The following is a 14968-nucleotide window of genomic DNA, read 5'->3' on the forward strand; positions in this document are numbered from 1 at the left end:
CAAGAGTTGGTGTTAAGGCCTGGCGGCCTGAAGCACCAACTCTTGAAGAGTTGCGGCGATCTTGGCGTGAAACGCGCTACGTCAGGACGACGGGCTCGCCGACGGCGACGCCGGCTGGGTGCTGCCGGAGGTGCCGTAGATCCGGACGTTGGTGAAGTGGGCCTGGTGCGCCGGGTCGTTCGAGCCCTCGTCCTTCTGGAAGGTCCCGAGCGAGACCCAGCCCTTCGCCACTTCGACGTTGGTCCAGGCGCCGATGGAGACGCCGTCCTGGTAGAAGGTGATCTGGCTGCCGATCATCACGACGCCGATCCGCGTGGGCTTGTCGTTGACGGGAGCGTTCAACGTCATCGAGTAGTTGTCCGTCGACGCCTTCCGGTGCACGCCGAACTGGGCGATCAGATCGCAGAGCTGCAGGACGTAGCCGACCGTGTTGCTCTTGCGCCACCAGATCGCGGCGCAGGTGCCGGGCGACGCCCGCACGTCGACGAAGACGGCGGTGTCGCCGAGGCTGTCCTTCGGCCCGGGGCAGGCGTAGAGCACGGCGGCGACCGTCGCCGTCAACCCGTCCGCGCTGAGCTTGCAGGTCGCCTTCTTCGGCTTGTCCTCACGCTCGATCCAGAGGCCGATCTTGGTGAGCGTCTCGTTGTGGAGGAGCGGCAGCCCGGCGGCGAGCTGCTGCTCGCCGCTGAACGCGGTCGACGGCGACGGCAGCGGCGAGGGCGACGCGGTGGTCTGAGCGGTCGGCGTGGTGATCGGGTCGGCGCTCGCTCCGCCGGGGGTGAACAACCCGCTCGCATAGGCTCCGGCACCGGCGATCCCGGCCACCAGCACGAGGGCGGTCGCGATGAGCGCGATCCGTCGACCCCGCCCGGCCGGTCGCTTCTCCACAGTGGAGCCGAGATCGACCGTGGTCGCGGCCCGCACCGCGGCGACATCCTTCGGCACCGCCACCGTACGCGCGGCGACGGACCCGGTCAGCAGGAAGTCGAGCAGCTCACGGGCGGTCGGCCGCTCCTCGGGATCCTTGGCGAGGGTGCGCTCGACGATGTCGCGCAGCGGACCCGTCAGCCCGTCGAGGTTCGGCGGCTCGGTCATGATCCGGATCGCCGTCGTGGCGGGGGTGTCGCCGCCGAACGGCGTCCGCCCCGTCGCGGCGAAGGCGATCACGGCACCCCAGGCGAAGATGTCGGCCGCCGCGGTGAGCCCGCTGGACCCGGCGAGCCGCTCCGGCGAGATGTAGGGCACCGTGCCCATCACCTGGTTGTGGCTGGTCAGCGCGGTGGAGGTGTCGACCTCCCGGGCGATGCCGAAGTCGATCACCTTGACGCTGCCCCGGGAGAGCAGCACGTTGCCGGGTTTGAGGTCGCGGTGCACGACACCGGCGCCGTGGATCGCGGTCAGCGCGGTGGCGACCCCGACGGCGAGGCTGTGCAGCGCGGCGCCCTTGAGCGGGCCCGACTCGCGCATCGCCTGGGCCAGGTTGGGTCCGTCAACATACTCGATGACCAGGTAGGGAGGATCGTGATCGGGGTCGGCCTCGATCACCTCGGCGGTGCAGAACGGCGGCACCGTCTGCGCCCGGGTCACCTCGCTGCGGAAGCGGGCCCGGAACTCCTCACGCTCGAGCAGCTCGCTGCGAATCACCTTGACCGCGACCTGGCGCCCGTCCGGCGCCTCGGCAAGATAGACCGATCCCATGCCGCCTTCGCCAAGACGGCGCACGATCTGGTATCCGGCTATTTCCCGCATCTGTCTCCCCCATGTCGGGCGTCAGAATGCCATACGGCCTGCCGCGTGAGAAGTCCCGTCGGGCGGTATCGCACCGATCGCAATACTGTCGCGATGTGCGCATCTGACAGAGGAGTCCGCCGCTGCGGCGCATTCACATTAGACGATAACCATCGGGCCTGGTCATCCCACGATCTGTCGGATTGGAGCGCCCGCTTCGCGGCAGCCGGCCTGGCGTACGGCGCCGCCGTGTGCGGTTTTTGCACATAATGTGACGAGCAACGCCGCCGGCGGTCACGTGGCGGGTGCTGCTAGCGGGCCCGGTCGCGTAATGCTTCGAGATCGAGGACGACCACCGACAGCCGGCTGGTGCGGATCCAGCCCGCACCGCGCAGCACGCCGAGCGCCTTGCTCACCGCCTCCCGCGAGGCCCCGACCCAGCCGGCCAGCTCGTCCTGCGACAGCGGCAGCGCGATCTGGATGCCCTCGGCGACCGGTGCGCCGAACCGCTCCGCGAGCTCGACCAGACGGGCGGCGACCCGACCGGTGCTGTCCTGGGCGCCGAACTCGATCCGCTTGCGGTCGGCGTCGCGCAGCCGCTCCGCGAGCACCCGCATCAGCAGCAGCGCCACCCGGCCGTTGGCCTGCAGATATGCCTGGAACTCGTGCGGCGGCATCACCAGCGCGGTCACCGGCTCCAGCGCCTGCACCGTCGCCGACCGGGGCTGCGCGTCGACGGCTGCCAACTCCCCCAGCAGCGCACCGGGTCCCCGGACGGCGAGCACCACCTCGGATCCACCGGCGGTGTGGTTGGAGGCCTTGACCCGGCCTTCCTCGATCAACGCCACCCAGTCGGAGTCGTCGTCCTGGCGGCAGAGCACGTCGCCCCGGCGCCAGTGCCGCCGACCGCTGCGCCGGATGAACTCGGCCTGCTCGGCCTCGGTGAGCTGGGACCAGAAATCCGAGGTCACGCCGGTGTCCACCCGGTGACGGCGAACGCGCGTACCGGCTGGATCCTGCCTTTGACCGCAAGCTCGCCGAGCGGGACCGCCTGGACCGCCGACGGGCCTGCCAGCGCGAGGGTCGCCGCGCCGACGACGACCTGGCCGGGTTCGGCGAGGGTCTGCAGCCGCGCGGCGACGTTGACCGCGTCGCCCATCGCGTTGAAGCCGCGCAGGGTCTCGCTGCCGATGTTGCCGACGAGCGCGGGTCCGGTGTTGAGGCCGATCCGGAACCTCGGCCAGTCGGGCTGGCCAGCGGCGATCCCGTCGACGGCTCGCTGCATCGCGAGCGCGGCCCGGATCGCCCGCAGGGCATGGTCGGGCTGGCGGGCGGGCGCGTTGAAGAGCGCGAGCAGCGCGTCGCCGACGAACTGCACCACCGTGCCGCCGTTGTCGAGGATGCACGGCACCGCCACGCCGTGATAGCGGTTGAGCATCTCCACGATCTCGCCGGGCGCCACCCCTTCGGAGAAGGTGGTGAATCCGCGTAGGTCCGCGAAGAGCGCGGTCACCTCCACCACCGAGCCGCCCAGCGCGGCCTGCTCCGGGTCCGCGAGCAGGGCCGCGGCCACGTCGGGCGAGAGATAGTGATGGAAGAGCGTCCCGAGGCGGCGGCTCACCTCACGCTCCGCGGAGAGCGCGGCGGCGGCCCTGTCGAGTACGGCGGTCTGCCCCTCGGTCAGCCCGAACTTCTCGGCGAGCCGGGCGGCGATCGGTGCACTCGATTCGGTCACCCCGTCGCGTTCGCGCTCCTGCAACTCCGTGACCAGCTCCTCAAGCGCCGCGCCGTATTCGGCCCGGATCGCGCGGGCCGTCTCCTCCAGCGTGATCGCATCGAAGATCCCGGCGCTGGACCCCTCCCGCTTGTACTCCACGTAGGCGCTGTAGGCGACGAACCCGAAGGCGAAGGCGAGCAGGACGTGCCACTCCCACCACGACAGCGCCCACTTGCGGGCCAGCACCACCGCGAGCGTGGCCTCGGCGAGCAGCGCAAACGCCGTGAGCACGCTGACCAGCATCGCGGCCGGAGCCCGCCGGTGCATCCGGTGGTAGCGGAACGCGGCGACCAGGAACAGCACCACCGCGCCCAGTGCGATCCAGGTGAGCGGGCCGTCCACGTCGCGGGGCCCCGGGCGGGCGCTGAGCGGCGGCAGGTCGAGCTGGCCGACGAGCCCCCAGACGAGGATCACCAGGGCGAGCCCGGCCTGCAGGGCGAGCTGCGAGCGCAGCACGGCGGCGGCCCGGGCGCCGTCGAGCCGCAGCGACGAGGCGAAGGCGAAGACCGCGGCGACGACGAGGCCGACCGGCTGGGAGATGTCGAAGCCCATGTTGGCGTGGTGCACCAGGACGCCGGGCGTCGCGAGCGCGTGCAGCATCAGGAAGCCCGCGCTGGCGAGGAAGGCGAGCGAGACGAGGAAGAGGCGCGCGTCGCCGCGGAACTTCGCGGCGGCGCTCATCCTGGCGCCGAGCACGACATTGATTCCGGCGATGACGAGGACCAGCCAGAAGTGGCTGACGGAGTCGTGCCACTCGATGTCCACCGCCGGCTGCGCGAGCAGCAACCACAGTCCTAGCAGCGGAAGCACGAGGTGAACTGCCCACACCGCGACGCGGACCGGCGGCGCGGCTGGCGGAGACTGGCCCGGCACCCGGTGAGACTGTCACAAATCCGCTGTGCGTACTAGTACGCAGACGGACCCCCTCCGGCACGATTCGATGGGTGCCATGAAGCGCAACACTCCTCTGATCACCCTGCTGGTCGGCGCGGCCATCGCGGTGGGGCTGATCGCGGCGAGCTCGATCGCAACCGCGCAGGACTTCCAGCGGCAGGCGGGCGCTGACGGCGATCCCGTCGTGGTCGCCACCACGCAGGCTGCGCCCACCGCGGCGGCCAGCTCCGCCGCGCCCGCGCCCGCCACGGTGAACGCGGTCTGGGCGGGCTCCACGAACGGTGGCGCGGCGTCGATCGCCATCTCGGTGAAGGACGGCGTCGCGGTGGCGTACCTCTGCGACGGCAGGCGGGCCGAGGCCTGGCTGCAGGGCACGGCCGCGGACGGGAAGCTCGCGCTGACCGGGGCCAAGGGCGCTGCGCTGACCGGTACGTTCGGCGGCGGCAAGGCGACCGGCACGGTGACCGCGGCGGGCAGGACGTTCACCTTCACCGCACCCGCGGTGAGCAAGCCGTCGGGCCTCTACCGCGCCGTCGCGCAGGTGCGTAACGCGAAGGTGGTCGGCGGCTGGATCGTGCTGCCCGACGGCAGCCAGGTCGGCGTGGTCACCACCGACGGCGAGCCGGCCCCGGCACCGCCGATCGACCCGGCCACCGGCGCGGTCACGGTCGGCGGGGAGCCGATCACCGCGGCGCCCGTCGACGGCTCCCTCACCGCAAACTAGAAGGACACTGAGATGACCACTGATATCGAACGGGGACCGCAGCCGACGTCGGCGCCGGTCGCGGCCGGCCTGCTCGTCCCGATCCTGATCGGCGCGGCGGTGAGCGTGGTGCTCGGTGCCTACGGGAGCCTGCACCCGCCGACCGGGATCGCCGTCAGCGTCGCCGGCTTCTCCGGCCCGCTGACGGTGAAGGTCTGGCTCGCCACCGGCGCCGCCTTCTTCGCCGTCCTCCAGCTCGTCTCGGCGCTGGCGATGTGGGGCAAGCTCGGCTCCTTCGCCCCGAGCTGGGCCGCACCGCTGCACCGCTGGTCGGGGCGGATCGCCTTCCTGTTCACCCTGCCGGTGATGGTCCACTGCCTCTACGCCGTCGGCTTCGCGACCTTCGACCTGCGAACGACGTTGCACTCCCTGCTGGGCTGTTTCTTCTTCGGCGCCTTCACCGTGAAGATGCTCATCCTGCCGAGGAAGAACCTGCCCGGGTGGGTCCTGCCGCTGGTCGGGGGGCTGGTCTTCACCGTGCTCATCGCCCTGTGGCTCACATCTTCGGTCTGGTTCTTCACGACCGTCGGCGTCAAACTCTGACACTCTGATCATCAGGAGGTATGGCTATGAGCGAGGAAAATCGGACCAGGCGTGCGGTGCTCGGCGGCGCGGGCGCCATCGGCGTGGCGGGGGTGGCCGCGCTGGTCGCGGGCTGTGAAGCCTACGGCGACACGGACGCGGCGCCCACGCAGAGCGCGCAGCAGCCCGCACCGGGCACCTCGACGGGCGGCGCCACCACCGCGCCCGCCGCGGGCAAGGAGCTGGCGAAGACCACGGACATCCCGGTCGGCGGCGGCAAGATCTTCGAGTCCGACGACATCGTCGTCACCCAGCCGGAGGCGAACGTCTTCAAGGCGTTCTCGGCAACCTGCACCCACCAGGGCTGCCTCGTCTCCTCCGTCGAAGGCGGCACGATCAACTGTGCCTGCCACGGCAGCAAGTTCAAGATCGCCGACGGTACGGTCGCCAACGGACCCGCCGCGAAGAAGCTCGGCTCGGCCCGGATCACCGTCGAGGGCGACAAGATCATCAAGGGTTAATCACACATGGGTACCGCGCGGGGCTCGACAGCCCCGCGCGGCACTACTCTTGCCCCCATGTCCGATTTCGTGTACCCGCCGGTCATCGCGTTGGCCAAGACCTTGTTCCGCGTGCTCGATCTCCGGATCACGATCGACGGTGCCGAGCACATCCCGCGCCAGGGCGGCGCGGTGCTGGCCAGCAACCACATCAGCTACCTCGACTTCATCTTCGCGGGCCTCGGCGCCAACCCGGCCAAGCGCAAGGTGCGGTTCATGGCCAAGCAGGAGATCTTCGCGGACCGGATCGCCGGACCGCTGATGCGCGGCATGCACCACATCCCGGTCGACCGGGACAACGGACTCGCCTCCTACAAGGCGGCTCTGGCGGCGCTGAAGGGCGGGGAGGTCGTCGGGGTCTTCCCGGAGGCGACGATCAGCCAGTCCTTCACCGTCAAGGAGATCAAGAGCGGCGCGGCGCGGATGGCGGCCTCGACGGACACGCCGCTGATCCCGATGGCGCTCTGGGGCACCCAGCGGCTCTGGACCAAGGGACGCAAGCGGGAGCTGACCAAGCGGCACGTGCCGATCTCGATCCTCATCGGCGAGCCGTTCCAGCCGACCCGCCGCGACAAGCAGGACGTGGTCGCCGCCGAGCTGCACAGCCGGATGAGCGCGCTGCTCGACCGCGCGCAGCAGGAGTACCCGGACAAGCCCGCCGGCCCCGACGACGAGTGGTGGGTTCCCGCCCACCTGGGCGGTTCGGCACCGACGCCCGAGTCGCTGGCCGGTTCAGAAGATGAGATCGACTGACGCCATCCTGGCTACGGTGCCGTAACCTACGGTACCGTAGATTCGGACCCGACTGGAGGCATCCCGTGACGACCGAGATCACCGACACCAAGACGCTGCTGCTGGAGCTGGAGCCGGTCGTCGAGGTCAACCTCAACCGGCACTTCGCCACCGCCAAGGAGTGGTTCCCCCACGAGTACATCCCGTGGAGCCAGGGCACCGACTACGACGGCGTCCTCGGCGGCCAGGCCTGGACCCCCGACCAGTCCAAGCTCAGCGACGTCGCCCGCACCTCCCTCATCGTCAACCTCCTCACCGAGGACAACCTCCCCAGCTACCACCACGAAATCGCCGCCCTCTTCGGCCGTGACGGCGCCTGGGGCACCTGGGTCCACCGCTGGACCGCCGAAGAAGGACGACACGGCGTCGCCATCCGCGACTACCTCACCGTCACCCGCGCCGTCGACCCCATCGCCCTCGAACGCGCCCGCATGGTCCACATGGGCGGCGGCTTCACCAGCGACTACGACGGTGCGATCGAGTCCATCGCCTATGTCTCCTTTCAGGAGCTGGCGACCCGGGTCTCGCACCGCAACACCGGCCGGATCAGCGGCGACCCGGTCTGCGACCAGCTCCTCGCGAAGGTCGCGGCCGACGAGAACCTGCACATGCTCTTCTACCGCAACCTGCTCGCGGCGGCGTTCCAGCTCGCGCCCAACACGGCGATGCGCGCCATCACCGAGGTGGTGAAGAAGTTCCAGATGCCCGGCTACACGATCGAGAATTTCGGCCGCAAGTCCGTGCAGATCGCCCTCGCCGGTGTCTACGACCTGCGCATCCATCACGACGAGGTGATCTGGCCGGTGCTGCGCCAGCTCGGCGCGATGGAGGCGACCGGGCTCTCCGGCGACGGCGAGGCGGCCCGCGAGGAGCTCGTCGCCTATCTGCGCGGACTCGACGAGCAGGCGACCCGCTTCACCGAGCGCCGCGACGCGCTCAACGCCCGCAAGGCAGCCCTCTAGATCTTCCCGACAACGGCCCGGTCGCGCCCCGCGCGGCCGGGCCGTTGCGCGCTATGAGCACGGGAGAGCGCGAACAGTGCGCTTTCGCCGAGGGTACGCGCACCCGTCGATGTCCGTGAGAGCGCTCTCACGGACATCGTCAACCAACCTCGCAGCGACCGCGACGCCGGATACCCCTGCCAGCAAGGATTTCGGTTACTCGACTGTCATCGACGGGAAACATTGACGTCTTCACCTACACGGGTTAACTTCCTCGCAAAGAGAGCGCTCTCACGTCCCTCGGGATCGCTCGCCCCACCCGCCCCCGCCCACGCTCTCCATATCGGAGGAACCCATGGAACTCTCGATCCGGGATACGTCCCCGGGCGGCGAGAATCCTCGAAGCCACCGCGCCGGTCCGCTCAGATCCGGCCTGCTCCGTACCCGTCGCCACCGGTCCGGGCTGCGCGCCCTCGCCGTCAGCACCGCTGTCGGTCTCGCCGTCGGCCTCGCCGGTTTCGTCGCGTCCCAGCCCGCCGAGGCCGGGACCGTCGGCGCCGGCAGCTACGCCGACACCCTGCCGCCGGGGGCCGCGTCCCCGGTCGGCTGCGGCAGTGTCGGCAGCAACCCGCGCGCCTACGTGACCGCCAACGCCCCGGCCGGTGCGATCCCCACCAACGACTGGTGGTCCTCGCTGCTGTGGAAGAAGTTCGACTGCACCTTCAGCGAGCCGCTGCACGCGCACCCGGTCTCCTACGACACGTTCAACAACGGCATCGGCCTGTCCTACAACACGACCGCCGCGATCAGCGGTTCGGCGACCGGGCCGGGCGAGTACCACTACCCCTACACGGAGAACATCCGGGTGGGCGTGGCCGGGCTCAACGCTCCCGACGTGCGGGTGGACGGCTGGACCGACTGGACCGTCACGCCCTACTGGAGTGACGGCACGCGGACGATGAAGGCCACGATCGGTCACGGCCTGCCGTTCAGCTACTACCAGATCACCGGCGGCAACGCCCAGATCACGGTCAACGGCACCCCGACGGTGTGGTCCAACTCGGGCACCACCATCGGCTTCAGCATCGCCGGCAAGGACTACGTCGCCTACGCGCCGACCGGCGCGACCTGGACGGTCTCCGGGACGGTGATCAGCTCGACCCTCGCGGGCAAGGGCTTCTTCTCCGTGGCGGTGCTGCCGGTCGGCAGTGACCGCACGGCGCTCGCCGCGACCTACGGCCAGGTGGCGCACGCCCACGTCACCGGCACCCGGGTGAGCTACGCCTACAACCAGGCGGCGGCGACGCTGAACACCACCTACACCTACACCACGACGGCCCGTGAGGGCTCGGCGAGCGGCACGGTGGTGGCGCTCTACCCGCACCAGTGGAACAGTCTCAGCGGCTCGACGCCGATCGCCAACACCTACGTCTCGGCGCGCGGCACGATGAAGGTGCTCACCGGCACCTCGGCGTTCACGACGAGCATGAAGTACCAGGGTGTGCTGCCGGAGATCCCCGCCGTGGCCGACAGCAGCGGTGCCGACCTCACCACGATCACCAACTACCTCAACGCGGAGCTCGCCAACCCGGCCGACTTCCGGGGTGACGACACCTACTGGAACGGCAAGGGCCTCGGCCGGGCGGCGCGCGTCGCCGAGATCGCCGACCAGCTCAACCTCACCAGCATCCGGACCGCGGCGCTCAACGTGATCCGGACCCGGCTCACCGACTGGTTCACCGCGTCGCCGGGCGAGGCGGCGCACGTCTTCTACTACAACCCGGCCTGGGGCACCCTCATCGGCTACCCGGCGTCCTACGGCTCCGACCAGGAGCTCAACGACCACCACTTCCACTACGGCTACTTCATCGCCGCGGCGGCGACCCTCGCCAAGTTCGACCCGGCCTGGGCCACCACCGGCCAGTACGGCGGCATGGTCGACATGCTGATCCGCGACGCCAACAACTACGACCGCAGCGACACCCGCTTCCCGTACCTGCGTGACTTCGACATCTTCGCCGGTCACGACTGGGCGGCCGGGCACGGCGCCTTCGCCTCGGGCAACAACCAGGAGTCCTCGTCCGAGGGGATGAACTTCGCCAACGCCCTGATCCAGTGGGGCCAGGCGACCGGCAACGCGGCGGTCCGCGACGCCGGCATCTTCATCTACACCACGCAGTCCGCCGCGATCCAGGAGTACTGGTTCGACTCGCGCAACCAGAACTTCCCGAGCACCTTCGCGCACAACACGGTAGGCATGGTCTGGGGCGACGGCGGCGCCTACGCCACCTGGTTCTCCGGCGAGCCGGAGATGATCCAGGGCATCAACATGCTCCCGGTCACCGGCGGCCACTTCTACATGGGCGAGAACCCGGGCTACGTGACGACCAACTACAACGAGCTGGTCACCAACAACGGCGGCCCGCCCACGGTCTGGCAGGACATCATCTGGGAGTTCCAGGCGCTCGGCAACGGCGACACCGCGCTCGCCAACTTCCGGGCCAACCCGGGCTTCACCTCCGAGGAGGGCGAGAGCAAGGCGCACACGTTCCACTGGATCCGCAACCTCGCCGCGCTGGGCAACGTGGACACGACGATCACGGCGAACCACCCGCTCGCCAAGGTGTTCCTCAAGGGCTCGGCCCGCACCTACGTCGCCTCCAACATCACCAACGCGGCGATCACGGTGACCTTCTCCAACGGCACGACGCTCGCCGTACCCGCGGGAAAGACCGTGACCTCCGGGGCCTTCACCTGGAGCGGCGGCAACGCCAACGGCGGCGGCAACCCGAGCCCGCAGCCGTCCACCTCCACCCAGCCGTCGCCCTCCCCGTCGGCGAGCTGCGGCGGGGGCGGTGCCGTCCTGCTCTCCCAGGGCAAGCCGGCCACCGCGTCCAGTGTGGAGGGTGCCTACACGGCGGACCTCGCGTTCGACGCCAGCACCACCACCCGCTGGGGCAGCGCCTTCAGCGACCCGCAGTGGATCCAGGTCGACCTGGGTTCGGTGCAGAACATCGCCTCGGTGGCGCTGCTCTGGGAGGCCGCCTACGGCAAGTCCTACCAGATCCAGACCTCGACGAACGGGACGACCTGGACCACGGTCTACTCCACCACCACCGGCGACGGTGGCACGGACAACGTGACCGCGACCGGATCGGGCCGCTACGTGCGCCTCAACGGCACGGTCCGCGGCACGGCCTACGGCTACTCGCTCTTCGACTTCAAGGTCTGGGGCGGTTGCAGCACCCCGCCGACGAGCCCGTCCCCGTCGCCCTCGACCCCGCCGACGTCCTTCACGGCGGTCCGCTACCCGCAGGCCGGCGGCACGCTGCCCGGCACCCAGGGCACCGCGGCGAGCGCGACGATCAGCGCGGCCGCCGGTGAGTGGAACGGCACCCCGCACAACCCGCTCACCTACACCGCGACCGGTCTCACCGCCACCTACAGCGGCGGGGCGACCACCTTCGACCTCTTCGTCGACGCCGGCACCAACGTCGGCAACGCCACGCAGGTGCGGGTCTCCTACGACCTCACCGGCAACGGCAGCTTCGACCGGGTCGAGACGTTCAGCTACTTCCCGACGGATCCGGTGGCGGGCTGGGAGCACTACACCCAGGCGTCCGGCTCCTTCTCGGCCACCGGCGCCCTGGGCAACCTCGCCGGCGGCATCGTGAAGGTGGAGGTCTGGAACGCGATCGGTTCCACCACGACCAACCTCGGGATCGGCAACCAAACCAAGATCACCCTCCCGTTCAGCTGACCGCGGGGTAGGCAAGATCGGCGCAACTCTTGAAGAGTTGCGCCGATCTTTTGCCGGTTATCGGGCCCCGGGAACGGGCATAATCGCGGCGTGGACGCACCGGAGATCACCAGCAGCGAGCCCGGTTCGTTTCCGTGGCGGGTGCTGCACGAACGGCACCCAGCGATCATCAAGCAGCTCCGCAGCCACACCGACCTCACCCTCGACCAGCACACCGCGCTCGTGTCGCTGGGTGCCGAGTTCACCAGCGGTGCCTGGGACCCGTCGCCGTTCCTGCGCGCCGAGAACTACTTCTACCGCCGGATCCTCGCGATCACCCGCTGGTCGGAGCACCATCGCGACCCGTTCGGCTTCCTCAAGCAGGGTGAGCTCACCGATCCCGGGCTGCCGCACTTCCTCGACACGATGCCGCACGAGCTGCCCGACCTGCTCGCGGCGGCGGTCTGGGGCAACCGCTCCGACCTCAGCTTCCGGCTCCAGAGCGGCGCGAGCGACGCGGCCACCGGCTTCGTCCGCGACGACCGGTCCGAGGTGCTCGGGTTCCTCTCCATCGGTACGCCCACCGTCGCCTACTTCGCCGACAACGCCGGTCGGGAGCTGATCGCCGACCTCTTCCTCATCGACAGCCTGCTCGAATCGGGGCTGGCCGGAGTCGTCGACCTGCACGTCAAGCCGTTCCCCTACTTCGTCTCCGACGTGATCGCCGCCGATCTGACGGCCACCGTGGACCGGCTCGCCGCAGAGCCGGGACGCCCCGCCGAACTCGCCGCCCGGCTGGTGCGCGCCCGGCACGACGGGCGGCTCAACCTCCGCCGGGACGCCTTCCAGGCAGCCCCGATGTCGTTCAATCAGATGCCGCCGGAGTTCGAGGCGCAGATCGCGGATGCGGGGATCACCATCCTCAAGGGCGACCTGCACTATCGGCGGCTCGTCGGGGACCGGCTCTACCCGCCCACCACGTCGTTCGCCGAGCTGACGGAGTATTTCCCGACGCCGGTGCTGGTGCTGCGTACCCTCAAGTCAGAAGTGATCACGGGCCTCGCGCCGTCGACGGTGGCCGAGCTCGACGCGACCGGCGAGCCCTGGCGCACCACCGGCGCCCACGCCCTCATCCAGCACCGCCCCTGACCGCATCGCGCACCAAGACCGCCGCAACTCTTGAAGAGTTGGTGTTATGCGACCTCGAGGTAGTCCACGTTGGGGCCGCCCTCGCCGTTCGTGGCGACCAGGCGGATCTGGTTGGCGCCAGCGACCAGGGTGACCGTCAGGGTCCGGGTGTCCCAGTTGGGCCAGCCACCCGTCTGCGGGAAGGCCAGGTCGTCGGCCGCGAGCGTGCCGTTGACCAGGATGTCCATCGGCCGGGACGCACCACCGCCATTGGCGAAGCGGATGCGCAGCGTGACCTTGCGCGCGCTCGGCGCGGTCACGGCGAACTCCACATAGCTGCCGGCCACATTCTCATAGTCGACGAAGCCGGAGCCGGAGAAACCCGCGTGGTCGCTGGCGGTACGCCCCCGGGACGCCGTCGCCGACTCGGCCTCATAGCGCACCGGCGCCAGGACCAGCGGAGACACGCTCGCCGACGGCACCGGGGACTTCGAGACCCCCGGCGACCGGGAGACCACGACGCGGACCGGGCTCGGCGACGGCGACGCGGAGACCTGGTCGGTGGGGCTCGACTCCGGCTGCGGATCGGCACCCGTCGGCAGCGGACCCGGGTCGATGGGCAGAACCCCGCGGGAGGCCGACGGCTTCGCCAGCAGGCTGCTCACACCGATGAGGAGCACGACCGTGGCGAGGGCCGCCCCGACGATGGAGATCGCCGCGAAGCTGCGCAGCCAGCCGAAGAAGCCACGCTTGGTGCGTGGGGCGTCCGTCGGCTCGTCATTGGGCCCGTCGGCGGCGGTCATGCACGTCCCTCAATCCGGGGAGCCATCTCGCATGGCCCCTCGGCGAAGATAGCCGCTGCTCGACGCTACCGGGACTGTCCGGTCGGTCAGCATTATGGGTAACCGTGCAACCTTCCGGGTGCCCGTTTGCATGGAGAGGACGTGAGAGAGATCGCGAGCGGCTTCCGCGAGTACGCGACCGCCCGGCGCAGCGCGCTGCGGCGGACGGCGTACCTGATGTGCGGTGACTGGTATCTGGCCGACGACCTGGTCCAGGATGCCCTGGCCAAGCTCTACGTGCACTGGCGCCGGATCAGTGCGGCGGGCGAGGTCGATCCCTACGTGCGCCGCATGCTCGTCAACGGCTACCTCGCCACGCACCGGCGCACATGGCGGCGGGAGATCACCACCGCCGACCTCCCGGACCGCGCGACGAACACCAACCCCGACGACGGTACGCGTGACCTGCTGCTCCAGGCACTGGCGAGTCTCCAGCCCTCCCAGCGCACGATCGTGGTGCTGCGGTACTGGGAAGACCTCTCGATCGAGCAGACCGCTGCCGCCCTCGGGTGCAGCACCGGCAACGTCAAGAGCCAGGCCGCCCGTGGCCTGGACCACCTGCGCGCGGCGCTGGACAGCTCCGGCGTCCTGAAGGGAGAACCAGCATGACCAGCAACGACGATGATGTGCGCTCGGTCCTGTCCACCCTCGTCCGCGACGAGCCACCACTGCCGACCGGTTCGGCCGACATCGAGCGCCGTGGTGCCCGACGGGTCTATCGGCGGCGAATGGCGTTCGGGGCGGCGGCCCTGCTGCCGGCACTCGCGGGCGGCGTCGCCTTCGCCGCGTGGCCCGGCTCGACCGTGGCCGGGATCGGTCCGTCGGTCGCCTCGCGGCAGGAGACCGGAACCGGCCTGGAGTCGGGTACGCAGCTCGCGCCCGGCTTCCCCGTCGGGAGCGCGGTGGACGCGGTGAGCGGCGCTCTGCCCGCCGGTGTCACGGTCGGCGAGCTGCCGACGGACATCGGGTGGCGCGAGGGCGGGACCCTCAGCGTGCCGCTGGCGGACGGATCGGCGCTCCTGGTGACGGTGTCCGGCGGCGCCTGCTCGGTGCAGGCGGCGACGCTGACCGGCCCGCAGGGGACCGTGGTCGCCGATGCGGTCTGCGCGGCGTGGCAGGCCGCGGGCTCGCCGCCGATCCTGCCGGCCGGTCCGCCGGAGGCTCCCGGCACCGAGCACCCGGAACTCGCCGCCCAGTAGCGCATCCCGGCAAGCACTCACGTTTTGCAGCAAAGCGGGCCCATTCCTTGAGGAATGGGCCCGCTTTGCTGCAAAACGTGAAC

At 70.2% G+C, this 14968-nt stretch carries 13 protein-coding genes; 9 read left to right on the top strand and 4 right to left on the bottom strand.

Going from position 1 to position 14968, the window contains the following annotated elements; all coding sequences use genetic code 11:
* Positions 1 to 81: 81 nt before the first annotated feature.
* The 3 genes from F4553_RS14675 to F4553_RS14685 form a co-directional block, all read right to left on the bottom strand.
* A complete protein-coding gene (locus tag F4553_RS14675) occupies positions 82 to 1749 on the bottom strand; it encodes a serine/threonine-protein kinase (protein WP_184836332.1) in 1668 nt (555 codons plus the stop codon).
* Positions 1750 to 2039: 290 nt separating this feature from the next.
* On the bottom strand, positions 2040 to 2699 hold the full coding sequence (locus F4553_RS14680) for a Crp/Fnr family transcriptional regulator (protein WP_184836334.1): 660 nt from the start codon (positions 2697 to 2699) through the stop codon (positions 2040 to 2042).
* Complete coding sequence (locus F4553_RS14685) at positions 2696 to 4378, bottom strand: adenylate/guanylate cyclase domain-containing protein (protein ID WP_184836336.1); 1683 nt, start codon at positions 4376 to 4378, stop codon at positions 2696 to 2698. Before F4553_RS14685 ends, F4553_RS14680 begins: the two co-directional genes overlap by 4 nt.
* 76 nt (positions 4379 to 4454) lie before the next feature.
* Here F4553_RS14685 and F4553_RS14690 point away from each other — a divergent pair, with 76 nt between their 5' ends.
* The 7 genes from F4553_RS14690 (at position 4455) to F4553_RS14720 (ending at position 12865) form a co-directional block, all read left to right on the top strand.
* Positions 4455 to 5123: a hypothetical protein gene (locus F4553_RS14690; RefSeq protein ID WP_184836338.1), complete on the top strand. Its 669-nt coding sequence runs from the start codon at positions 4455 to 4457 to the stop codon at positions 5121 to 5123.
* 12 nt (positions 5124 to 5135) lie between these two features.
* A complete protein-coding gene (locus F4553_RS14695) occupies positions 5136 to 5705 on the top strand; it encodes a DUF6529 family protein (RefSeq protein ID WP_184836340.1) in 570 nt (189 codons plus the stop codon).
* Between the two features lie 26 nt (positions 5706 to 5731).
* On the top strand, positions 5732 to 6205 hold the full coding sequence (locus F4553_RS14700; protein WP_184836342.1) for a Rieske (2Fe-2S) protein: 474 nt from the start codon (positions 5732 to 5734) through the stop codon (positions 6203 to 6205).
* A 57-nt stretch (positions 6206 to 6262) separates the two neighbouring features.
* Positions 6263 to 6997 (top strand): lysophospholipid acyltransferase family protein, encoded by a 735-nt coding sequence (locus tag F4553_RS14705; RefSeq protein ID WP_184836344.1) that lies wholly within the window; start codon positions 6263 to 6265, stop codon positions 6995 to 6997.
* A gap of 65 nt (positions 6998 to 7062) precedes the next feature.
* Positions 7063 to 7998 carry an acyl-ACP desaturase gene (locus F4553_RS14710; protein WP_312875218.1) on the top strand — a complete coding sequence of 312 codons (936 nt, stop codon included), beginning with the start codon at positions 7063 to 7065 and terminating at the stop codon, positions 7996 to 7998.
* Between the two features lie 334 nt (positions 7999 to 8332).
* A complete protein-coding gene (locus F4553_RS14715; RefSeq protein ID WP_184836346.1) occupies positions 8333 to 11737 on the top strand; it encodes a glycosyl hydrolase in 3405 nt (1134 codons plus the stop codon).
* 90 nt (positions 11738 to 11827) lie between these two features.
* A complete protein-coding gene (locus tag F4553_RS14720) occupies positions 11828 to 12865 on the top strand; it encodes a damage-control phosphatase ARMT1 family protein (RefSeq protein ID WP_184836348.1) in 1038 nt (345 codons plus the stop codon).
* Positions 12866 to 12909: 44 nt separating this feature from the next.
* Here the strand turns inward: F4553_RS14720 and F4553_RS14725 are convergent, their stop codons facing one another.
* The gene (locus tag F4553_RS14725) at positions 12910 to 13647 is read right to left on the bottom strand and encodes a carbohydrate-binding protein (RefSeq protein ID WP_184836350.1); all 738 of its coding nucleotides are present in this window, start codon (positions 13645 to 13647) and stop codon (positions 12910 to 12912) included.
* Between the two features lie 141 nt (positions 13648 to 13788).
* Here F4553_RS14725 and F4553_RS14730 point away from each other — a divergent pair, with 141 nt between their 5' ends.
* Entirely contained in the window at positions 13789 to 14295 is a 507-nt protein-coding gene (locus F4553_RS14730; protein ID WP_312875219.1) for a SigE family RNA polymerase sigma factor, read from the top strand.
* Positions 14292 to 14885, top strand: coding sequence for a hypothetical protein (locus F4553_RS14735; protein WP_184836352.1), 594 nt, complete (start codon positions 14292 to 14294; stop codon positions 14883 to 14885). The genes F4553_RS14730 and F4553_RS14735 overlap by 4 nt, the downstream gene beginning before the upstream one ends.
* Positions 14886 to 14968 lie beyond the last annotated feature (83 nt).

This window comes from Allocatelliglobosispora scoriae (genome assembly GCF_014204945.1).
Lineage (GTDB): Bacteria > Actinomycetota > Actinomycetes > Mycobacteriales > Micromonosporaceae > Allocatelliglobosispora > Allocatelliglobosispora scoriae.